Genomic DNA, 21980 nt, shown 5'->3' with positions numbered 1-21980 from the left:
CTCCCATCGTTCCGAAGGTCTTCCATGACTGCGACCGTACCTTTCCAACTGACCCGGCCCGAACTGAAGGTCGTGACGATCGTGACCCTGTTGCTGCTGGTGGGGTTGCTCGGCACCGACATCCATCTCTCGGCGTTGCCGCAGATGATGCTGGCGATGCACACCACCCAGGCGCTGATGCAATCGTCGATTTCCGTGTTCCTGTTCGGGGTCGGCCTGAGTGCCCTGGTCTATGGCCCTCTCAGTGACATTTACGGGCGCAAGCCGGTAGTGCTGACCGGGCTCGTCATTGCCATTGCCGGTAATCTGATCGGCGCTTCGCTCAACGAGATCGGACCGTTTCTGGCCGCGCGTTTCATTCAGGGGGTGGGCAGCGGCGTGTGTCTGGCGCTGTCGAGGATCGTGCTCTCGGACATCGTGCGCGGTGACCGCTATGCGATCACCAGTTCCTACATCACCTTGTTCACCGGGTTGTCGATCGTGCTGGGGCCGGTCATCGGCAGTTTCATCCAGACCTGGTTCGGCTGGCGGGCCAATTTCATCACGCTGGCGATTCTGCTGGCCGGCATGTGGACGGTGTACGCCGCGCAATGCCCGGAAACCAATGTGCATCGCAACAAAAGCATCGTCATCCGTGATGTCTTCGCCAATTACCGGTTTGTCCTGCGCAATCCCACGTTTGTCTGCGCCGCCACACTGGCGGGCATCGGCATGTCCTGTTTTGTGATGTACACGGCGACCAGTCCCTTCGTGTTGCAACATCAGTTCGGCTTTTCGCCGACGCTTTATGGCTGGATCACGGCGCTGGTCAGTGCTGGCCTGCTGGTGAGCCGCTCGATGTTGCCGCGCCTGATCCGCCGCTATGGAATGATGAAAATCATCCATCTGGGGCTGTTCATTCTGCTGGGCTGCGGTGCTTCGCTGCTGATGCTGAACAGTCTTTCGATGCTGTTCACGTTATCGTTTCTGGTCAGTGTGTCGGGGGTCTTTTTCAGTTACACCTTCATCGTGTTGTGCGCTTCGGCAATCTCCATGACGCCGTTTACCGACAAGCGAGGTGCTGCCGGTGCCGTGTATTCCTGTTCGCAAATGGCATTGGCGTTCGCCGTCAACTCGGTGGTGTCGTCGTTCTCCGGCAGCGAAATCGTGCTGTTGGGCGTGACGTTCATCGTTTTGCCGCTGGTGGGGCTGTATCTGTGTCGCAAGATGCACTTCGAGTCGTGAACGCGCCGTTCCACGCCGCTTCTGACTGCAAGGGGAGAGGCTTGCCTTGGTCACGCGGTGCCAGATCCGCTGCACTGTAAAGTGGCGAGGCCTGCTCCGTTGGCGGTTCGAGGAATCCATTGCTTCGGCTTAATAGGAAGCATTACTATTCACGCCCCTTTCCTCAGCACGCCGCAATGATCCCCATGCTGCCCCGCAGACCCGGCTTTCTCGAGCATTACGAAGAGTTGATCGGCACCTGGACCCGACGCCTGCGCAATCGCTCGCAGGCCGAGGATCTGGCGCACGACACCTTTGTGCGGGTGCTCGAATCCGACTCTTCGGCGGTGCAGCAACCCCGGGCGTATCTGCACCAGACGGCGCGCAACATCGCGGTGGACGGTTATCGGCGTGAGGACCGGCGGGGCGCCATGGAGTCGCAGGCGATTGATCTCGGTGAGGCGCCGAACGGTGACCCGGAGCACTACATGCATGCGATCCAGCTGGCCGATTCCATCGAACAGGCGCTCACCGAATTGCCGCTCAACTGCCGGCGGATTTTCGTCTGGCAGAAGATCGAGGGCCTGACCCAGGCGGAAATCGCCGAACGCCTGGGCCTGTCCAGGAACATGGTGGAAAAGTATATGATCCGCACCCTGCGGCATCTGCGTGATCGCCTGGACGGGGCGCAATCATGAGCCGCGGCGTCTTTTCATCCCCGGCCGGACAGGACATTCCATGATGGATACTCGTGATTGCGCGTGCGGGCAAACAACGGTGCGCGATGACGCGGCACGCTGGTTTGTGCGTTTGCAGGAGCCGACCATCGATGCCGAGCAATATCGCAATTTCGAGGCCTGGCTGAACGAACATCCGCAGCACCGTGATGAGTTCCAGTTGCTGCAAGGCTTGTGGACGGCGGCGGACCTGTTGCCGGCGCCGCGTCTCAAGGCCCTGTGCGAAACGCCGCCAGCGCGGCGCGAACCTCGCCCGTTGTTGCGTTATGCCTTGGCGGCCTGCGTGGTCACAGTGGCGCTCGGGCTCGGCCTGTTCAGTGGCTTGAATCACCCGGCGGGTTACACCGCCGAATTCGCCACCGCGCTGGGCGAGCGCAGGCATGTGGCGCTGCCGGACGGTTCGGTGATCGACCTCAACAGCCGCAGCCGCTTGCAGGTGCGTTTCGAGAAGGATCGACGACTAATCGAATTGAGCGAAGGCGAGGCGATGTTCAGCGTCGAACACGACACCTCGCGTCCGTTCGTGGTCGAGGCCGGAAGCGGAAAGATCACGGTCACCGGTACCCGCTTCGATGTGCGCCGCGACGTGACGCAAACCCGGGTCGCCGTGGAGCAGGGCACGGTCAGGGTGCAGGGGCGTCATGCGCCGGACAACGAATTCATCAACCTGACGGCGGGCCTCGGCACCCATGTCGATACCAATGGCGTGGTGGCCCGGGCCTATGCGGTCAACCCGGCGCAGCTGACGGCGTGGCGCAGCGGCAAACTGGTGTTCAACAACGCCAGCCTCAGCGAAGTCGTCGCAGAGGTTTCCCGTTATCGCGAAAAGCCGCTGACAGTCGCCAACCCGGCCGTGGCCGGTCTGCGTCTGACCAGCGTGTTCAAATCCGATAACACCGACGCCTTGCTCAAGGCCTTGCCGAATATCCTTCCGGTAGCCGTGCGAACCCTTGCCGACGGCAGTCAGGAAATAATTTCAAAATAGCATTCAGGTTTTTTTCGAGTTCGTCGTCTTCCTGTTCAACTGCAACTGGTTTGCATTAACGGCCGCACACTCATGCGATCCACAGGACTCCGTACGACGTGAAAAACACCTCTGCCAACAACAAAAAATCCCCCTGGCTGCCGCTGGCCCTTGCGCTGGCGGTCAACGCCGCGATGCCGCAGGCCTTCGCTGCCGACGCCATTCATATCCGCGCCCAGCCACTGGGCCAGGCCCTGAGCGAACTGGGCCAGCAAACCTCGCTGCAGGTGTTTTTCAGCCCGGATCTGGTGGCGGGCAAACAGGCGCCGGCCGTCGATGGCAATCTTTCGCCGGAAGACGCGCTGCGCCGGTTGCTGCAGGGCAGTGGCCTGGACTATCAGATCAATGAAGGCTCTGTGACCCTGACGCCAGCGCCGACCGCGGCCAGCAACGGTCCGCTGGAGCTGGGTGTCACCGATATCAAGATGGTCGGCGACTGGCTCGGCGACGCCGATGCCGCCGTGGTGCAGAACCACCCCGGCGCGCGCACGGTGATCCGCCGCGAAGCCATGGTCGAGCAGGGCGCAATGAACGTCAGTGACGTTCTCAAACGTGTGCCGGGCGTGCAGGTGCAGGATTCCAACGGTACCGGTGGCAGCGATATCTCGCTGAACGTCGGCGTGCGTGGCCTGACGTCGCGTCTGTCGCCGCGCTCCACGGTGCTGATCGACGGCGTGCCGGCGGCGTTCGCACCCTACGGTCAGCCACAGCTGTCGATGGCACCGATTTCCTCCGGCAACCTCGACAGCATCGACGTGGTGCGTGGCGCAGGTTCCGTGCGTTACGGGCCACAGAACGTCGGTGGCGTGATCAACTTCGTGACCCGTGCCATCCCGGAAAAGGCCACCGGTGAAATCGGCACGACCCTGGAAACCACCCGCTACGGCGGCTGGAAACACATCGACACCGCGTTCCTTGGCGGCACCGCCGACAACGGCATGGGCGTGGCGCTGCTGTATTCCGGGGTGAACGGCAACGGTTACCGCGAACGCAACAATGGCAACGACATCGACGATGTGCTGCTCAAGACCCATTGGGCGCCGACCGATCAGGACGATTTCAGCCTCAACTTCCATTACTACGATGCCAGCGCCGACATGCCCGGCGGCCTGACGCAGAAGCAGTACGACGACAAACCGTACGACTCCGTGCGCGACTACGACAACTTCAGCGGCCGCCGCAAGGATGTATCGTTCAAGTGGATCCGCCAGATCGACGAACGCACCCAGGCCGAAGTGCTGACCTATTACACCGACAGCTTCCGCGGCAGCACCATCGCCGCCCGCGACCTGAAAACCCTGAGCTCGTACCCGCGTTCCTACTACACCCTGGGCATCGAACCGCGGGTGTCTCGTGTGTTCGACGTCGGCTCGACCACTCAGGAAGTCAGCGTTGGTTACCGCTACCTGAAAGAAGCGATGCACGAGCAGTCGAGCCGTTTGGCGCTGGTCAACAATGAGCCGGTAGTCACCAGGACGTCCGACGGCCACGTGTTCCAGGACCGCACCGGCGGCACCGAGGCCAACTCGGTCTACGTCGACAACAAGATCGATGTCGGCAAATGGACCATCACCCCGGGCATTCGCTTCGAGCACATCAACACCGACTGGCACGACCGCGCCGTGCTCGACACCGCCGGCAAACGCGTACCGGAGAAGAACCGCAGCATCGAGAGCAACGAACCGCTGCCGGCGCTGAGCGTGATGTATCACCTGTCGGATGCGTGGAAGCTGTTCGCCAACTACGAGACTTCGTTCGGCAGCCTGCAGTATTTCCAGCTGGGGCAGGGCGGTTCGGGTGACCAGACCGCCAATGGTCTGGAGCCGGAAAAGGCCAAGACCTACGAGATCGGCACCCGCTACAACGATGACGTGTGGGGCGGTGAAGTGACGTTGTTCTACATCGACTTCGACGATGAACTGCAATACATCAGCAACGACGTGGGCTGGACCAACCTCGGTGCCACCAAACACCAGGGCATCGAAGCTTCGGTGCGCTACGACCTGGCGGCGCTCGATCCGCGCCTCGATGGTCTGACCGCCAACGCCGGTTTCACCTACACCCGCGCGACCTATGAAGGCGAGATTCCAGGCTTCAAGGGCCGCGACCTGCCGTTCTACTCGCGTCAGGTGGCGACCGTCGGGCTGCGCTACGACATCAACCGCTGGACTTACAACATCGACGGTTTCGCTCAGTCCAAACAGCGCTCGCCGGGCACCGGCGTGAATGCCGACGGCAGCTTCAGCAACAACTACATCACCGAAGGCACGGCGGACGGGCAGTACGGCGACATTCCGGGCTACATGACCTGGAACGTGCGCGGCGGCTATGACTTCGGTGCGCAGCTGTCGAACCTGAAGCTCGGCGCCGGGGTGAAAAACATCTTCGACAAGCAGTACTTCACTCGCTCCAGTGACAACAACTCGGGCATGTATGTCGGTGCGCCGCGCACGTTCTTCGTGCAGGCCAGCGTCGGTTTCTGACCCCGCGCGGCTCGTTCCCACTGAGCGTGGGGACGAGCCGGTTCAGACCTTGAGGGCTTTGCCGCCGATCGCCACCGCCACCAGCAAGGTCGCCATCAGGCCGAAGGCGAAACTCAGGCTGCTGGCATGGGCGACAAACCCGATCACTGCGGGCCCCGCCAGAATCCCCGCATAACCCAGCGTGGTGATCGCCGGCACTGCAATGCTTTCCGGCATCACTGTCTGTTTACCCACCGCCGTGTACAGCACCGGCACGATGTTCGAACACCCGGCGCCGACCAGTGCATAACCCAGCAGCGCGATTTCCCAGCCCGGCGCGAATGTCGCCAGAAACAATCCCGTCGCCGCCAGCAGACCGCCGAACAGAATGATCCGTGTGGCTCCCAGTGCGCGAACGATCCGGTCACCGGTCAACCGACCCGCCGTCATCGTCAGCGCGAACGCCGCGTAACCCAGGCCTGCATACGCGGTATCGATCCCGCGTTCCTCGGCCAGAAACACCGCGCTCCAGTCCAGCGCCGCGCCTTCGGTCAGGAACACGATGAAGCACATGCCGCCGATGAACAGCACGATCCCGTGAGGCACCGCGAACGCCGGCCCCGAGCTTTCGCTGCCGTAAGGCAACATGTGCGGCACAGCCTTGAACAGCGCCGCGATCAGCACCGCGACCACCACCAGCATCGCCGCCAAAGGGGTCAGCCCGAGACCGAGCAGGCCGCTGACGCCCGCCGCGCCGACGATCCCGCCGAGGCTGAACAGACCGTGAAACCCCGACATCATGTTCTTGCCGCTGGCCCGCTCGACAATCACCGCTTGCAGGTTCACCGTCGAGTCCACCGTGCCGAGTCCGGCGCCGAACATGAACAACGTGGCGATCAACGCCGGAATCGACGACACCGTCGCCAGCAATGGCAACGCCGCACAGATCAACAGCGTTCCGCCAGTGGCTACACGCCGGCAGCCGAATCGCGTGGCCAGAACTCCTGCCAGCGGCATCGCCAGAATCGAACCGACACCCAGACACAGCAGCAACAGGCCGAGCGTCCCTTCATCGAGCCCGGCCCGCGCCTTGGCATAAGGCACCAGCGGCGCCCAGGCGGCGATGCCGAGCCCGGCGATGAAGAAGGCGATGCGCGTGGACATCTGTTGCAGACGTCCGGGGACGAAGGTGTCTTTGGGCGTGAGGCTGGTCATGGGAATCCTTGGCAAAAAACGTTTCAGCAGCGGACATCCTTGCACAGCTCTTCTGTGGGAGCGAGCTTGCTCGCGATGGCGGTGTATCAGTCAATGAAAGTTCGACTGACACGATGCTATCGCGAGCAAGCTCGCTCCCACAGGGAATTGCGTTTTAAAGTGACGCCCCTGGCAACCCGAAAACAAGGGCCGTTATATGACGCAGTTCTACGATGCACGAGGCAATCTCTACGGAGTGATTTCACCGCAGGCGCTGCGAGAGTCGGGGATCGATCTGCCCGCCAGTGCCGCGCAATGTGCCCTGTCTCGACAGGCGTGGAGCTGCGCCGCGATCGCCCTGTGTTGTGACTGGCCTGACGGCGGGCGACCTGCCGGCAGCAAGTCTCACCGCAGCGATGGCTTGCTGATCGGCCCGTTCCGGTCCGCGCCACCTTTCGATCTGCTGATCGTCAACACCGACGGCACGCTGGCCGAGCGCAGCGGCAACGGCTTGACGATTTTCTCTCAGGCGTTGCTCGAGCAAGGGCTGATGCCGGAGCAGGGCGCATTGTTGCGGGTGCATCACGACCAGCAGGCTGCGTCATCGCCAGTGCCCGTTTCCGTCAAACCGGCTGACGTGGCAGGCGTGCAAGGCTTCTGGCTGGAACTCGGGCAACCGGGTTTCGGCCCGCAGGCCGTGGGGGCGTCTGGCGTTGAGCCGGTGCGATTGAACAACGTGGAAGTCAGTTGCGTTCAGCCGTTGGCACAACTTGATCCCGCCTGGGCGCAGAGCCAGTTCGTGCGCATCGGCAATCCTCATTGCGTGACGCTGGTACAGGATGAAGCGGTATTGCCGAGCAACGAACAGATGCGCCAATCATCGCTCGGGGACAACCTGACCGCCATCGCCTATGCCATGCCGGTCGCGCCGGTCAGCCATGCCCGGCGGGCGTCAACCTGCAGTGGGCCATGCATGCCGGCGAACAACGCATCGTTGCGCGGGTGTTCGAGCGCGGTGAGGGCCCGACGGCATCCTCCGGCACCAGCGCCAGTGCTGTGGCCTGTGCGGCGTGGCGGGCGGGCTGGGTGTCGGCGGGGGAGGTGCAGGTGATCATGCCGGGCGGAACGGCGCCGGTTTTACTGGAGGAGCAGGAGGGTGAACTGGTCGGCGTGCGTCTGTTCGGCGCCGCGCATCAGACAAAAAGGTGAAGTCCCTTTCATGATCGTCCCCCCGGGCACGATGGATCCCTTGGGGCTTACTGTGAACCGGTTGACAGTGGTTGTCGCCTGTCAGATCTGACAGGGCGGCGCTATCGTTTTGCGATAACGCCGCCTTGAATCATAACCACCGCTCACTCTTCGGCGAACTCCACCACCGGCATCTGTCGCTTCATCAACACCTTGCCGCCGCGGACCGAATACAGCGGCAGGCCCTGGCTGCGGATCACTTCGTAATCGCTGTCTGCCGACAGGATCAGCAGGTTGGCCGGGCGGCCCTGTTCCAGGCCATAGCGCTCACCGAGGTGCATGGCTTTGGCGCTGTTGTCGGTGACCAGATCCAGTGCGCTCTGCAGGTTGCGGTAACCGAGCATGTGGCAGATGTGCAGCCCGGCTTCGAGCACCCGCAGGATGTTGCCGTTGCCCAGTGGATACCACGGGTCGACGATCGAGTCCTGGCCGAAACAGACGTTCATGCCGGCGTCGAGCAATTCGTTCACCCGGGTCACGCCCCGGCGTTTCGGGAAGGTGTCGAAGCGGCCCTGCAGGTGAATGCTTTCGGTCGGGCAGGAGACAAAACTGATCCCTGAATGCCCGAGCAGGCGGAACAGTTTGGCGCAGTAGGCGTTGTCGTAGGAGCCCATCGCCGTGGTGTGGCTGGCGCTCACGAGTGCGCCCATGTCGCGGCTGCGAGCCTCTTCGGCCAGCACCTCGAGGAAGCGTGAATGCGGATCGTCGGTTTCGTCGCAGTGCACGTCCACCAGACAACCGGTGCGTTCGGCCAGGTCCATCAAAAACTTCACCGAGCTGACGCCCTGATCGCGGGTGTATTCAAAATGCGGAATCCCGCCGACTACGTCCGCGCCCATGCGGATTGCTTCTTCCATCAGCTCACGGCCATTGCGGAACGACTCGATGCCTTCCTGGGGGAACGCGACGATTTGCAGGTCGATCAGGTGCCGGCTTTCTTCGCGCACTTCTAGCATGGCCTTGAGCGCGGTGAGCTGCGGGTCGGTGACGTCGACGTGGGTGCGCACGTGCTGGATGCCGTGTGCGGCCAGCGCCTGAATGGTTTTCTTTGCCCGGGTTTTAGTGTCTTCCCGGGTGATGGTGACCTTGCGCTCGCCCCAGCATTCGATGCCTTCGAACAACGTGCCGCTCATGTTCCAGCGTGGCTCGCCGGCGGTCAGGGTGGCGTCGAGGTGAATGTGTGGTTCGACAAAGGGCGGCACCACCAGATTGCCGCCCGCGTCGAGGTCGTCTGGACCCAGTGTCGGCGCTTCGGTCTGGCGGGCGATGCTGCGGATCAGGCCGTCTTCCAGGTGCAATTCGTGCAGACCTTCCTGATTGCGCAGTCGGGCGTTGATGATGTGCATTGGGCAATTCCTTTGTGAGCGGTCACGTAAGCATACGGTAGCGCAACACCCGGCCCTTTTGGGATGGGTGGTCAGAGGAACCGCAGCAGGGCGGCAACAATGGCTTGCGGCGCATCCTCCTGCACCAGATGCCCGGCATTCGGGATCGGGTGAAACTGTGATCCCGGGATCATGTTGTGCAACTCGCGTCCGCGCTCAACGGGAATCCACTGATCCTCTTCGCCCCAGAGAATCTGCACCGGGCAGCGAATCGTCGGGTACAGCGGCTGCGCTTCCAGCGTGTAACGCGGGTCCATCTGGGCGATCTGCCGGTAGAACGCCGCTTGCCCCGGATCGCCGAGCCACGGCTGCACGTAGGGGGCCAGTTCATCATCGGGGATCTCCCGGTGAATGGCTCCGCGAATGTAGGTCGGGACAATGGCGCGCTGAATGTAATCGGGCAGACCACTGAACGCCGTTTCATGCTGGCGCACGTGCTGCACGAACGGCGAGCCCCAGGGTGTCAGTGCAACCGGGTCGATCAGGGTCAGGCTGCGGTAATCCTTGCCATTGAGCAGATGCGCGCGCAGGGCGGTGGCGCCGCCGAAGTCGTGGGCGACCACGTCCGGGCGTTGCAGGCCCCAGTGATCCAGCAGTTGCGCAAGCAATTCGTTTTGCACGCCGGCGGGTTCGAGCCAAAAAGCATAGGCGTAAAAAAACAGCCTCGGGGGCTGTTTATTCAAACACTGAGGCGCCTTCTATCCCTGTGGGAGCGAGCTTGCTCGCGAAGGCGCTGTCAGGCAACACATGCTTCACTGGCAAACCGCTATCGCGAGCAAGCTCGCTCCCACAGGGTTGTTCGGCGACTTCAGGATCGGTTACTCGCCGCGATAGATGCAACCGCTGGTGCAGGTCTCGTGGATGCGGATGGCGCTGAGTTCCGGCAGCAGGGGCTTCAATTCATTCCAGATGAATTTGGCCAGCACTTCGCTGGTCGGGTTCTCGAGGCCCGGAATGTCGTTCAGGTAGTTGTGGTCCAGACGCTCGTACAACGGCTTGAAAATCGCCTTGATCTCGGAGAAGTCGCGGATCCAGCCGGTGTGCGGGTCGAGGTCGCCGCTCAGGTGAATCGCCACTTTGAACGAGTGACCGTGCAGGCGTCCGCACTTGTGGCCGTCCGGGACGTGGGGCAGGCGGTGGGCGGATTCGAAGGTGAACTCTTTGAAAATTTCCACAGTGATTTCAGCTCTGTTCAGGTGACGGTCGCCGCAGCGATTCGGGCAGGCGGCGAGTCTACCAGAGCTGCGGGCAAAACACTGACTAAAGGGTCAGCAAGCGCTCGGCGAGGCGACCATTGGCAGTCAGTTCGAGGAACTCGTCGCCCAGGCGGCTGCTCTCGTCCATTGCCGTGCGCCAGTACTTCTGCCGGCTCGGTGCATCGCCCATGAAACGCTTGAAATCGTTACGGTCGGGAAGTTTGCCGTAAGGCAGGCGCGCCAGGTATTCCTTCGACGGCGCCAGCAACAGCACGTCCTGCAAGCGCTCGGTCGAGGCCTTCCGCCAAGGCAGGGTCTTGTCGAACCAGCCCGGAATCACCCGGTCGGTGAAGTGCGGGTAGAGCACGATGCCGTCGCCGCTGTAGGGCAGGTCGAGGTGATAGTCCAGCAGGCCGCCGTCGCGGAATGTGCCGGCACCGGCGCCTGGCAGGTCGCGCACGCCTTCCATGACCATCGGGATCGAGCCCGAAGCCAGCAATGCCTGGCGCAGGTTACCGGCGTTGAGGGTAACGAAACGCGACGGGAAATCGTTCAGCGCATGCACCGGCGGCGCCAGGCGCGGGTCGTGGATGATCAGCCGTTCGAAGTGCCGCGACAGCCGCGCGCGGCCCCGCAGGTTGTCGGCAATCACCGAACCCAGCGCCAGCCCGAGCCGGCCACGATGGTCGTCCGCCAACCCGCCGTGGCTTTTGACCACCATGATGTTCAAGCGGTAATGGGCATTGTCGAGCAGTACCGCGTCGCGGCCGTCCAGCAGGTCGTCGAGCATGCGCTGCGAACTGCGGCTGACTTCGCTGATGGTCACGCCTTTGTTGAAATTCTGCTCGGTGTACAGATGACCGAGGCGGCGAATCCCTTCGGCGGCATCCGGCAGACAGGCGCTGGCGAAGCGCCAGGAACCCACCGACGCACCGATCAGCGAACGCTCACGCGGTGCCGCCGGCAGCCACTCGCCGAACAGCGCCAGATCCAGCCCCTGAATCCCCAGCGCCTTGGGCCCGCCGGCTGCACCGGGCAATGTACCGACGTCGGCGGCGCTCAGGCCCTGATTGCGGATGCGTGCCATGGCACGAGGGCCGGCCTTGAGGGTGAGGGCAGGGAACTTGATGTGGATGGCGGTCATACCGGTCTCGATCGTTAGCAAGCGAAAGATTATAAGCACATGTTGCCGGCGTTGCTGAGCTGGCCCGATGATGGCCATTCAGTTTCAGTTAAGTTCGCACCGTTAGGGTGCTGTCCATAGCGGTACTGAAAACACGGAGACTCCATGAAAACCCTGACTGCCCTGAGCCTCGCCTTGTTCATCGGTCTGGGCGCCAGTCTGACCCAGGCCCGGGATCTTGGCCCGGACGAAGCCCAACGATTGCTCGACACTGGTACTATCGTGCCCTTCGAGCAACTCAATGCCATGGCGCTGGCCAGGCATCCGGGCGCCACCATTACCGACGCCGAGCTGAAAGAGAAGTACGGCAAGTACCTCTATCAGATCGATCTGCGCGATCCGCAGGGACTGGAATGGGATGTGGAACTGGACGCGGTCAGCGGGCAAGTGCTCAAGGATCATCAGGATACGTAATGAAGCTCAGTGCTCGTGCCGGCGGTCGAACCGCATTGGCGCTTTTGATTGTCTGTTCAGTGGCCGGGGCTCGCGATCTCGATCAGGACGAAGCCCTGCGTCTGCGCCAGCAGGGGGTGATCCTGCCGCTGGAGCAGGTGCTGCATAACGCAATGGATCGCTATCCCGGCGCCAGACTGCTGGAGGTCGAGCTGGAAGAAAAGCACGACGTCTACATTTACGAAGTCGAGTTGCTGACCGTCGATGGCGTGACCCGCGAACTTCATCTCGAAGCCGCCACCGGCCGTTTACTGAAAGACAAGGAAGATTGAACGATGCGTTTGCTTCTGGTGGAAGACCACGTCCCTCTTGCCGATGAACTGATCGCCGGCCTGCAGCGCCAGGGTTATGCCGTGGACTGGCTGGCGGACGGGCGCGACGCGGTTTATCAAGGCTGCAGCGAACCCTATGACCTGATCGTGCTCGACCTGGGCCTGCCGGGCGTGCCGGGCCTTGACGTGCTGACGCAATGGCGCGCCGGCGGGCTGGCGACGCCGGTGCTGATCCTCACGGCCAGGGATTCCTGGGCCGAGCGCATCGAAGGCCTGAAGGCCGGCGCCGATGATTACCTGACCAAACCTTTCCACCCGGAAGAACTGTACTTGCGCATTCAGTCGTTGCTGCGCCGCTCCAAGGGACAGGCCAACCAGCCGACGCTCAAGGCCGCGGGGCTGCATCTGGACGAAGGTCGTCAGTGCGTGGTGCGTGACGGCGCCGATATTCAACTGACCGCCGCCGAATTCCGTCTGCTGCGCTATTTCATGCTGCACCCGGAACAGATTCTTTCCAAAAGCCACCTCGCCGAACACCTCTACGACGGTGAGACCGAGCGCGATTCCAACGTGCTGGAAGTCCACGTCAATCACCTGCGGCGCAAGCTGGGCAAAAGCGTGATCGAAACCCGTCGCGGCCAGGGTTATCTGTTCGGCGGACAGGCTTCGTGAGATCGATCCAGCGCCGCTTGAGTCTTGGCCTGATCAGCGTGATGGTGGTGGTCGGCGTGGTGCTGGCGCAAGTCAGCCTGTGGCTGTTCGAGGTGGGGCTGCAGCGTTATCTCGAAGCCGGTCTGCGCAACGACAGCGAAAGCCTGCTGGTGGCGCTGGTGCGTGGTCCGCAGGGCTTGCAACTGGATGAACGACACCTGTCGCCAGCCTATCAGCGGCCGTTTTCCGGCCATTATTTCCGCATCGACTTTGCCGACAGTCACTGGCGTTCGCGTTCGCTGTGGGATCAGGACCTGCCGCTGTTGCCGCAACCGGGTCTGCACAGCAACCTGCAACTGGGGCCGGACGGACAGCAATTGCTGGTGCTGCGCTCGGACTATCGACGGCTTGGCCAGTCGATCTCGATCAGCGTGGCTCAGGATTACACCCCGGTGCGCGAGAGCTTCCAGCGCATGCGCCAGATCGGTCTGGGTCTGGGGCTGGCCGGATTGCTGCTGATCCTGATTCTGCAGCGCCTGACCGTGCATCGGGCCTTGCGTCCGCTGGAAAAGGCCCGCGAACAGATTGCCCAGTTGCAGCAGGGCCAGCGTTCGCAGCTCGATGAACAAGTGCCGGCGGAGCTGGAACCGCTGGTGGCGCAGATCAACCATTTGCTGGCCCACACCGAAGACAGCCTCAAGCGTTCGCGCAACGCACTGGGTAATCTGGGGCATGCACTGAAAACCCCGCTGGCGGTGTTGTTGAGCCTGGCCTCGAACGAACAGCTTGATGCCCATCCGGAGTTGCGCAGGATCCTCAAGGAACAGCTCGAACAGGTGCAGCAACGACTGAACCGCGAGCTCAACCGTGCGCGGCTTTCCGGCGATGCGTTGCCGGGGGCGCTGTTCGATTGCGATGCGGAACTGCCTGGGTTGCTGGCGACGTTGAACATGATCCACGGCGAGCATCTGGCGTTGAGTTACGTTTCGCCATCGGGACTGCAGTTGCCGTGGGATCGGGAAGACCTGCTGGAACTGCTCGGCAATCTGCTGGACAACGCCTGCAAATGGGCGGATGCCGAGGTGCGGTTGAGCGTGGTCGAGACGGCTGAAGGGTTTGTGCTGAGCGTGGAAGACGATGGGCCGGGGATTCCCGAGGCGCAACGCGATCAGGTGTTCAGCCGGGGCACGCGGCTGGATGAACAGACCCATGGGCATGGATTGGGGCTGGGGATTGTGCGGGATATTGTCGAAACGTGGGGCGGGGTGCTGGTACTTGGCGAAAGTGAGTGGGGTGGGTTGAAGGTGGAGATTCAGTTGCCCCGGCGGTGAGCCCGTAGAAGCCCTCACCCTGACCCTCTCCCAGGGGGAGAGGGGACCGACCGCGATGGATGTGCGGCATACATCGACCTGAAAGTCCTGAGTCGAACTCAGGTTCGAACAGCACGGAGATCTGCTCCCTTTCCCCTCGCCCCCCTGGGGTAGGTTGGAGTGAGGGGGTAAGCTCTTGATCTTCAGCAGTCCCGAGTCAAACGCGGAACTGATCCATCAAACTCTGCTGCTGATTCGCCAGGCTATTGAGCGACTGACTCACCCGCGCCGATTCATTCGCCTGCCCCGACAGCGACTCAGTCACATCACGAATCGTCGCCACGTTGTTGTTGATCTCTTCGGCCACTGCGCTCTGCTCCTCGGCGGCGCTGGCGATCTGCAGGTTCATGTCGCTGATCACCGTCACCGCATCGCCGATCTGGCGCAGCGCGGTCACGGCCTGGCCGACCTGTTCGACGCTGCCCTGGGCCTGACGATGACTGTTGCCCATGGAGCCGACCACATCCTGGGTGCCGCTTTGCAATTGTTCGATCACCTGGCGGGTTTCTTCCACCGACTCCTGAGTGCGGCGGGCGAGGTTGCGCACTTCGTCGGCCACCACCGCAAAGCCACGTCCGGCTTCACCGGCACGGGCGGCCTCGATGGCGGCGTTGAGCGCCAGCAGGTTGGTCTGCTCGGCAATGGCGCGGATGGTTTCCAGCACGGTGCCGATTTTTTCGCTGTTGGCGGCCAGGCCTTCGACCTGCACCATGGCGGCGCTCATGTCGGCGGCAAGATTGTCGATGCTGGCGGTGGTGCGGTCGATCACGGTCAGACCCTGGCGGGTGGCGCGGTCGGCATCCTTGGCCGCTTCGGCGGCTTGCGCGGCGCTGCGGGCCACGTCCTGGGCGGTGGCGCTCATTTCGTGGGACGCGGTGGCGACCTGATCGACCTGACGGTATTGCTGCTCCATGCCGGCGCTGGTCTGGGTCGCGATGGCCGAAGACTGGTCGGCCGTGTTGCGTGCGTCCTGCACCGAGCGTTTGACCTCGGCGATGATCGGTTGCAGCTTGTCGAGGAAACGGTTGAACCAGCCGGCCAGCTGACCGAGTTCGTCTTTCTTGTCATAGGCCAGACGGCGGGTCAGGTCGCCTTCGCCGCTGGCGATGTCTTCGAGCATGTGCGCCACGCCGAGAATCGGTCGGGTCACGCTGCGTGCCGTCAGCCAGACCAGCAGCAGGCCGAGCAGGGCGGCGAGGACGCCAAGGCTCAGCTCGATCAGCGTGCCGGAGGTGTTGCTGGCATCCAGTTGCTGCTTGAGTGCTTCGGCGCGACTGACCAGGACTTTTTCCGGCACATCCAGCAGCACGCCCCAGGACGGGCCGCCAGGAATCGGCTGGAACGGCGACAGCACTTTCAGCTGCGCGTTGCTGTGCAGGCTGCTGACGGTTTTGCTCGATGTCAGCAGGCGCAGCAGTTCGGCGCCGCTGGTGGTGTCCACGGCATCGAGGCGCTGGCTGAGCTTGCCGGCGTCCGGGCTGTAACCGGCGAGCAGGCCCACCGGGCTGATGATGCTCACGGCGGTCTGGCCGTCATAGAGCTTTTTGCTTGCGCCCTGGCTGATTGCCTGCAGGCTGTTGAGGTTGATGTCCACCGACAGCGAGGCGATGACTTTGCCGTTGACCATCAGCGGGAACACGATGCTGGTCATCAGCACCTTTTGCCCGTCGATCACATAGAAGTAGGGTTCGATCACGCACGGTTTGAGCGTGGTGCGCGGGCAGGTGAACCAGGCGTTGGCGGCCTGGCCGCTGGGGCCGGTGCTGGTGTCGGCCATGTCGCTTTCCGGCAGCGCCATCGATGTCAACTTGCCCGGGGTCGGCTGCGACCAGTACAGGGCGAAGCGGCCCTTGTCGTTGCTGCCTAATTCACTTTGTCCGGCGAACAGCTCGTCCTTGCCGTCCAGCGCGTTGGCCTCGAACACCAGCGACAGGCCGAGCAATTCCGGGTTGGCCTGCAATGCGGACTTCACCTGACGGGTCATGTCCTCGCGCAGGTCGAAGGCATCGAGGAAGCGCTTCTCGGCCTGTTCGCGCAGGAACAGCACCTGACGCGAGAAACCGTGGCCATATTGATAGGCGTCCATGAACTGCTGGCGGATGCCTGCCGCCTGAACCTCGCCCTGGGATTCGATGCGAGCCTGGGCCGATTCGGTGAGCATCTCCATGCTGGAGGCTTTGACCAGTTCAGAACTGTGCTCCATGCGATACAGCGAAAGACCCACCAACAGGGTCACGATACCGGCCAGGCACAGGCCGGCGAGCAGGGTGATTTTCCATTGGATGGAAAGTTGTCTGAGCGACATGGAAACGTCCTTATTCGATAAATATCTGAGACTTTGCACTGTAACGGCCGCGTTTCGACTTTCTTTATGGCGCAAAGGCAATAGGGCGAATTGACGCATTTTGTGGCGGATATGCCGTCGTCGCCGTTTTGATCTGGAAAGTTACACAGTGTCGCGACCGGTCGCTTTGACACTGCGCGCGCTCTGCGGCACAGTGCGCGCCCTTCTAATAAGACCCTCCGTGCAAATCTGCTGGCGACCTTCGTGGCTTGCCGGCCGGACTCATCCTGTCTGGCGGTGAATGGCTTTACCGTCGTGTTTTTTGAGGTAGTGAAATGAATGCAGTGATTGCTGCGGTCGGCGTCATGCTGATCCTCAGCCTGTCCCGTGTGCATGTGGTGATCGCGTTGATCGTCGGTGCGCTGGTCGGTGGCCTGACCGGCGGCCTGGGCATCGACGCCACGCTCAAGGCGTTCAACAGTGGCCTGGGCGGCGGGGCGACGGTGGCGTTGTCCTATGCCTTGCTTGGTGCTTTCGCCGTGGCGATCGCCAAGTCCGGTCTGGCCCACGCGCTGGCCGACAAGGCCCTGGCCATGGTCGACCGTCAGCACGCATCCGGCGGCGGCAGCGTCAAATGGCTGTTGATCGGTCTGCTGTGGGTGGTGGCGATCGCTTCTCAGAACATCTTGCCGATCCACATTGCGTTCATTCCGTTGCTGGTGCCGCCGCTTCTATATGTATTGACCAAGCTGCAACTGGATCGCCGGCTGATCGCCTGCGTCATGACCTTCGGCCTGATCACGCCGTACATGGTGTTCCCGGTGGGCTTCGGCAACATCTTCCTCAACCAGATCCTGCTGGCCAACGTCAGCAAGGCCGGCGTCGATATCAGCCAGGTCAACGTCATGCACGCCATGGCCATCCCGGCGGCGGGCATGGTGTTCGGCCTGTTGATGGCGGTGTTCTTCAGTTACCGCAAAAAGCGTGTCTACGATCTGGAGAAGATCGAACAGGTGGAGCAGGTCAGCGTCGCCTACAACCCGATGACCATCGGCATCGCCGGTCTGGCCATCGCGGCAGCATTCATCATTCAGTTGCTGCTGGATTCGATGATTATCGGGGCGCTGGCCGGGTTCCTGATCTTCTCGGCCTCGGGCATCGTCAAATGGCGCGAGACTGACGGCCTGTTCACCGAAGGCATGAAGATGATGGCGATGATCGGCTTCATCATGATTGCCGCTTCGGGTTTTGCCGAAGTGCTGAAGGCCACCGGTGAGGTGCGCACGCTGGTCGAAAGCGCGGCGGCGCAGATCGATCACAGCAAGGCCATCGGCGCGTTGCTGATGTTGCTGGTGGGGCTGATGGTGACCATCGGCATCGGTTCGTCGTTCTCCACGGTGCCGATCCTGGCAGCGATTTTCGTCCCGCTGTGCGTGCAGCTGGGTTTCAGCCCGATGGCGATCGTCTGCATCGTCGGCACGGCCGGGGCCCTGGGCGACACCGGCTCGCCGGCCTCGGACTCGACCCTCGGCCCGACCTCAGGCCTGAATATCGACGGCCAGCATCACCACATCTGGGACACCGTGGTACCGACCTTCCTGCACTACAACCTGCCGTTGCTGGCGGCCGGCTGGTTGGCCGCGATGGTCCTGTAACATCCACTCTGATCGTTCCCATACTTTGCGCGGGAATGCAGCCCGGGACGCTCCGCGTTCCAAAGCGTGACGCAGAGCGTCACAAGAGGCGTTCCCACGCAGAGCGTGGGAACGATCTGCGTCGAGCCGTCCGCGTGGGAACGATCTCAAGCCGCTGCTCAACTTTTGCTTTCGCGTGCCGTTAACGCCTTTAACCACGCCAATAAAACCAAAAGAGTGAGCCCCCCATGCGCCTGAGCCTCAAGGCTAAAGTCCTGTCCCTTGCCGTCCTTCCGGTCTTGCTCTTTGCGCTGGTGATCAGCCTGACCACGCTGTTCATTCTCCAGGAACAGGCGCACAAGGAAGTCGAACAGACCCGCGAGCGCCTGCTCGGCGACGCCAAGGCCACCCTGGCCAGCTATGTCGCGGTGGCCATGACCACCATCAAGCCGTTGTACGACGCTGCCGCCCCCGGTGACACTGACGCACGGGCGCAGGTGATCAAGTTGCTGTCGGGCATCAAATACGGCAAGGACGGCTATTTCTTCGGTTACGACTCCGAGACCGTGCGCCTGTTCAAGGCCAACGATCCCGAAGGCGTGGGCAAAAGCTTCAAGGACAACCGCGACCCGAACGGCGTCTACGTCAACCGCGATCTGGTGAAAGTGGCGAAGGATGGTACTCACTACCTGCAATACAGCTCGCCGCTGCCGGGCAATGCGCAGGTGCTGGTGCCGAAACTCGGCTACACCGAATACCTGGCGAAGTGGGACATGGCGGTCGGTACCTCGGTCAACCTCGACGGCATCGAGGCGCAAGTGGCGCTGGTGCAGGCTCAGGTTCAGGAGCGCATGGAAGGCGTGGTGCTGAGCATCGTCGGCGTGGCGGTGATTGTGTTGCTGGTGATCGCAGTGGCCGGGCTGGTGCTGGCCAATACCATTCTGCGGCCGCTGAACCTGATGAAAGCCAACCTCGATGACATTGCAGCGGGCGAGGGCGACCTGACCCGGCGCCTGACCCTCACCAGTCAGGACGAGCTCGGCGAATTGGCCGGTTCGTTCAACCGCTTTGTCGACAAGATCCACGGCCTGGTGCGGCAGATCACCGAGATGACCACGCAACTGACCGGGCTGGTCAATCAGGTGTCGGATCAGGCCCAGCGTTCCGATCAGGCCATGGAGCGTCAACGCCACGAGACCGATCAGGTGGCCACGGCGATCAACGAAATGTCCGCCGCTGCTCAGGAAGTCGCCAAGAGTGCGCAGAACGCCGCCGTCGCCGCGCAGCAGACTGACGAAGAAGGCCAGACCGCCAAACGCGTGGTGGCCGGCAGCATCAAGCAGATTCATGCGTTGGTGGACGACATCCGCAGCAGCGGTGTGTCCCTCGACAGCCTGCAGCAGGACGTGGCATCGATTGTCGGCGTGCTCGGGGTGATTCGTTCGATTGCCGAACAGACCAACCTGCTGGCCCTCAATGCCGCGATCGAAGCCGCACGGGCCGGCGAGGCCGGGCGCGGGTTTGCGGTGGTGGCGGACGAGGTGCGGGCGCTGGCTTCACGCACGCAGATCAGCACTCAGGAAATCCAGGGCATGATCGACCGCTTGCAGGCCGGCACACAGTCGGCGGTCGAAGCGATGCGCCGCTCCAGCGAGGCCGGTGACGGTACGTCGGCCCAGGCGAATCAGGCGGGGGCATCGCTCGACGCGATGGCGGACTTGATCGCGACCATCAACTCGATGAACGCGCAGATCGCCAGTGCCGCCGAAGAGCAGACGGCCGTGGCCGAAGAGATCAATCGCAGCGTGCATCAGATTGCGGTGGCGGTGGATAACGTGGCGGACGAGACCCAATTGGGCGCGCAGACTTCGCGCAGTCTGGCGGAGTTGGGGCAGCGGTTGGGCAAACTGGTGGGCCAGTTCCGGATCTGATCCCCAAAGGCCCCCTCACCCTAACCCTCTCCTGGAGGGAGAGGGGACTGACCGCAGTGTCTTGCGTCATACATCGACCTGAAAAACCCAGTCGATTATGGATTCAAAGCTAATCGCTCACGTCGGTGCATTTCTTAAATATCCCCCAATCGGTCCCCTCTCCCTCCGGGCGGTCCGACGTTTCGGGAGGGCTAGGGTGAGGGTTGGCTTTTGATCTTCAGGGGCGATCCCAATACGGCACCTCGCCAAAGCACTCAACAAAGAAATCAATCACCGTCCGCACCTTCACCGATAACCGCCGGCTCCCCGGCCACAGCACGGCAATCTGCTGCGGCTCCACGCTGTTTGACACCTGATATTCCCCCAGCACCGGCACCAGCGTACCCTCGCGTACCGCCTCGCCGATCAGCCATGACGGAAACATCACCAGCCCCAACCCTTGTACCGCGGCCTGGGTCAGAGTGTCGACGTGGTTGCCGGTGATCGGGCCCTTGACCGAATACGGCGTCCACTCGCCCTGATCCCGCCGGAAGAACCAGCGCTGCTGACCTGTCGCGCCCTTGTACGCCAGGCACTGGTGGCGGGCGAGGTCTTCGGGATGCTGCGGTGTGCCGAAACGCTTGAGATACGCCGGACTGGCCGCGACCTGAAAGCGGTGCGGGGCCAGTATCCGCGCCTGCATGCTTGAGTCGTGCAACGGGCCGATGCGAAACAGCAGATCGGCGCCTTCCTGCAACGGGTCGATGTAGTGATCGGTCTGCTGGATATCCAGTTGCAGCTTCGCAAAGCGCTCGCACAAACGGCCCAGCCAGGGTGTCAGATGGCGTTGGCCGAACACCACCGGGGCGTTGATACGCACCAGTCCGGTGGGTTCGCTTTGCTGTTCCTGCAATGCCTGTTCGGCTTCCTCCAGTTGCACCAGCACCAGCCGTGCATGGTGGCCGAGCATGCGTCCGGCTTCAGTCGGCGTGACCGCGCGGGTATGGCGGTAGAGCAGTTGCTGATTCAGCGCCTGTTCCATCAACTGGATCTGCCGGGAAATCGATGAGGGCGCCACGCCTTCGCGCCGGGCGACCTCGGAAAAGTTGCCGTGATCGAGCACCGCCACAAACAGCCTTAGCGCCTTGAATCCCAGTTCGTTGAGCCCGTGCATTGCGTGTCCTGCTGTGCGAATTGCGCAAAAGTGTTGTCAGGATGCTCCCATTTATCGCACAGCTGCACCAGCCGATAATCCGCGCCATCGTTTCCTTCAGAGGTTTTGCAGATGCAGTCGTTTGATGAAGTGGTTGCTGCGCCGGCACCTGTCGCCCGGCCCGGATTGCGCTGGTTGCTGCTGCCGCTGGTGATCCTGGCCGGTATGGGCCTGTCGGTGGAGGCCGGGTTGCTCGGGCCGTTGGGTGAACAGGTCGGGCATTTGTGGGCGACCTTGAGCATTTTCGGTGTCGGCTCGGCGATTCTGTTTTTGCTGCTGCTGTTTGCGGGGCCGCAAAAAGGCCCGGCGTTGACCGACCTGCCGCGCTGGCAGTTGATCGGCGGGTTTCTGGGGCCGGTGTATGTGGTGGGGTTGACGCTGGCCACGCCGCATATCGGCATCGCCATGACCATGATCGCGATTCTGTCCGGGCAGGTGGGCAAGAGTGTGCTGATCGACCATTTCGGCTGGTTTGGCGCCACGCGCAAGAAGGTCAACGGCGAGCGCTGGCTGGCGCTGGGGTTGATTGTGGCAGCTTTGGTTTTGATTGCGCGGGGGTGA

17 protein-coding genes and 4 pseudogenes are annotated in these 21980 nt (G+C 62.4%); 13 read left to right on the top strand and 8 right to left on the bottom strand.

What is annotated here, in order from left to right:
- Positions 1-24: 24 nt before the first annotated feature.
- The 4 genes from BBF94_RS12925 (at position 25) to BBF94_RS12910 (ending at position 5447) form a co-directional block, all read left to right on the top strand.
- Complete coding sequence (locus tag BBF94_RS12925; protein ID WP_065259411.1) at positions 25-1224, top strand: multidrug effflux MFS transporter; 1200 nt, start codon at positions 25-27, stop codon at positions 1222-1224.
- 176 nt (positions 1225-1400) lie between these two features.
- Positions 1401-1901: a sigma-70 family RNA polymerase sigma factor gene (locus BBF94_RS12920; RefSeq protein ID WP_065259410.1), complete on the top strand. Its 501-nt coding sequence runs from the start codon at positions 1401-1403 to the stop codon at positions 1899-1901.
- Between the two features lie 40 nt (positions 1902-1941).
- Entirely contained in the window at positions 1942-2925 is a 984-nt protein-coding gene (locus BBF94_RS12915; protein WP_065259409.1) for a FecR family protein, read from the top strand.
- A gap of 98 nt (positions 2926-3023) precedes the next feature.
- Positions 3024-5447 carry a TonB-dependent siderophore receptor gene (locus tag BBF94_RS12910; protein WP_065259408.1) on the top strand — a complete coding sequence of 808 codons (2424 nt, stop codon included), beginning with the start codon at positions 3024-3026 and terminating at the stop codon, positions 5445-5447.
- A gap of 42 nt (positions 5448-5489) precedes the next feature.
- On the opposite strand, the gene BBF94_RS12905 is transcribed toward BBF94_RS12910, so the two are convergent.
- Positions 5490-6641 carry an MFS transporter gene (locus BBF94_RS12905; RefSeq protein ID WP_065259407.1) on the bottom strand — a complete coding sequence of 384 codons (1152 nt, stop codon included), beginning with the start codon at positions 6639-6641 and terminating at the stop codon, positions 5490-5492.
- A gap of 196 nt (positions 6642-6837) precedes the next feature.
- On the opposite strand from BBF94_RS12905, the pseudogene BBF94_RS12900 reads away from it, so the two are divergent.
- Positions 6838-7829: pseudogene (locus BBF94_RS12900) on the top strand (diaminopimelate epimerase).
- Positions 7830-7972: 143 nt separating this feature from the next.
- Here the strand turns inward: BBF94_RS12900 and codA are convergent.
- From codA to BBF94_RS12880, 4 genes and pseudogenes are all read right to left on the bottom strand, one after another.
- The gene (gene codA / locus BBF94_RS12895; protein ID WP_065259406.1) at positions 7973-9214 is read right to left on the bottom strand and encodes a cytosine deaminase; all 1242 of its coding nucleotides are present in this window, start codon (positions 9212-9214) and stop codon (positions 7973-7975) included.
- A gap of 71 nt (positions 9215-9285) precedes the next feature.
- Positions 9286-9876: pseudogene (locus BBF94_RS12890) on the bottom strand (alpha/beta fold hydrolase); the annotation flags it as partial.
- A gap of 195 nt (positions 9877-10071) precedes the next feature.
- Positions 10072-10428, bottom strand: coding sequence for a 6-carboxytetrahydropterin synthase QueD (gene queD / locus BBF94_RS12885; protein ID WP_007955941.1), 357 nt, complete (start codon positions 10426-10428; stop codon positions 10072-10074).
- Between the two features lie 85 nt (positions 10429-10513).
- Entirely contained in the window at positions 10514-11593 is a 1080-nt protein-coding gene (locus BBF94_RS12880) for a hypothetical protein (protein ID WP_065259405.1), read from the bottom strand.
- Positions 11594-11737: 144 nt separating this feature from the next.
- Here BBF94_RS12880 and BBF94_RS12875 point away from each other — a divergent pair, with 144 nt between their 5' ends.
- Genes BBF94_RS12875 through BBF94_RS12860 form a run of 4 tightly spaced genes read left to right on the top strand, consistent with a single transcriptional unit; the run spans position 11738 to position 14339 of the window.
- Complete coding sequence (locus tag BBF94_RS12875) at positions 11738-12046, top strand: PepSY domain-containing protein (protein WP_065259404.1); 309 nt, start codon at positions 11738-11740, stop codon at positions 12044-12046.
- Entirely contained in the window at positions 12046-12357 is a 312-nt protein-coding gene (locus BBF94_RS12870) for a PepSY domain-containing protein (RefSeq protein ID WP_065259403.1), read from the top strand. The genes BBF94_RS12875 and BBF94_RS12870 overlap by 1 nt, the downstream gene beginning before the upstream one ends.
- Positions 12358-12360: 3 nt before the next feature.
- Positions 12361-13029 carry a response regulator transcription factor gene (locus BBF94_RS12865; RefSeq protein WP_065259402.1) on the top strand — a complete coding sequence of 223 codons (669 nt, stop codon included), beginning with the start codon at positions 12361-12363 and terminating at the stop codon, positions 13027-13029.
- Positions 13026-14339: an ATP-binding protein gene (locus BBF94_RS12860; RefSeq protein ID WP_065259401.1), complete on the top strand. Its 1314-nt coding sequence runs from the start codon at positions 13026-13028 to the stop codon at positions 14337-14339. The genes BBF94_RS12865 and BBF94_RS12860 overlap by 4 nt, the downstream gene beginning before the upstream one ends.
- A gap of 196 nt (positions 14340-14535) precedes the next feature.
- On the opposite strand, the gene BBF94_RS28420 is transcribed toward BBF94_RS12860, so the two are convergent.
- Positions 14536-15291, bottom strand: a complete 756-nt coding sequence (locus BBF94_RS28420; protein ID WP_404820941.1) for a methyl-accepting chemotaxis protein — start codon at positions 15289-15291, stop codon at positions 14536-14538.
- A gap of 102 nt (positions 15292-15393) precedes the next feature.
- A pseudogene (locus tag BBF94_RS28415) lies at positions 15394-16005 on the bottom strand (HAMP domain-containing protein); the annotation flags it as partial.
- Between the two features lie 992 nt (positions 16006-16997).
- Between BBF94_RS28415 and BBF94_RS12850 the strand changes: the two are divergent.
- The 3 genes and pseudogenes from BBF94_RS12850 (at position 16998) to BBF94_RS28405 (ending at position 20227) form a co-directional block, all read left to right on the top strand.
- Positions 16998-18317: a Na+/H+ antiporter family protein gene (locus BBF94_RS12850; RefSeq protein WP_065259399.1), complete on the top strand. Its 1320-nt coding sequence runs from the start codon at positions 16998-17000 to the stop codon at positions 18315-18317.
- 227 nt (positions 18318-18544) lie between these two features.
- A pseudogene (locus BBF94_RS28410) lies at positions 18545-19321 on the top strand (cache domain-containing protein); the annotation flags it as partial.
- 84 nt (positions 19322-19405) lie between these two features.
- Positions 19406-20227, top strand: coding sequence for a methyl-accepting chemotaxis protein (locus BBF94_RS28405; protein ID WP_404820940.1), 822 nt, complete (start codon positions 19406-19408; stop codon positions 20225-20227).
- A 217-nt stretch (positions 20228-20444) separates the two neighbouring features.
- Here BBF94_RS28405 and BBF94_RS12840 read toward each other — a convergent pair whose 3' ends face one another.
- A complete protein-coding gene (locus tag BBF94_RS12840; protein ID WP_065259397.1) occupies positions 20445-21380 on the bottom strand; it encodes a LysR family transcriptional regulator in 936 nt (311 codons plus the stop codon).
- A gap of 111 nt (positions 21381-21491) precedes the next feature.
- Here BBF94_RS12840 and BBF94_RS12835 point away from each other — a divergent pair, with 111 nt between their 5' ends.
- The gene (locus tag BBF94_RS12835; protein WP_065259396.1) at positions 21492-21980 is read left to right on the top strand and encodes a DMT family transporter; all 489 of its coding nucleotides are present in this window, start codon (positions 21492-21494) and stop codon (positions 21978-21980) included.

Origin of the sequence: Pseudomonas bananamidigenes, assembly GCF_001679645.1 — a bacterium.
Taxonomy (GTDB): domain Bacteria; phylum Pseudomonadota; class Gammaproteobacteria; order Pseudomonadales; family Pseudomonadaceae; genus Aquipseudomonas; species Aquipseudomonas bananamidigenes.
Note: the sequence above shows the minus strand (reverse complement) of the source record. Positions and strands in the feature narration are given on the sequence as shown.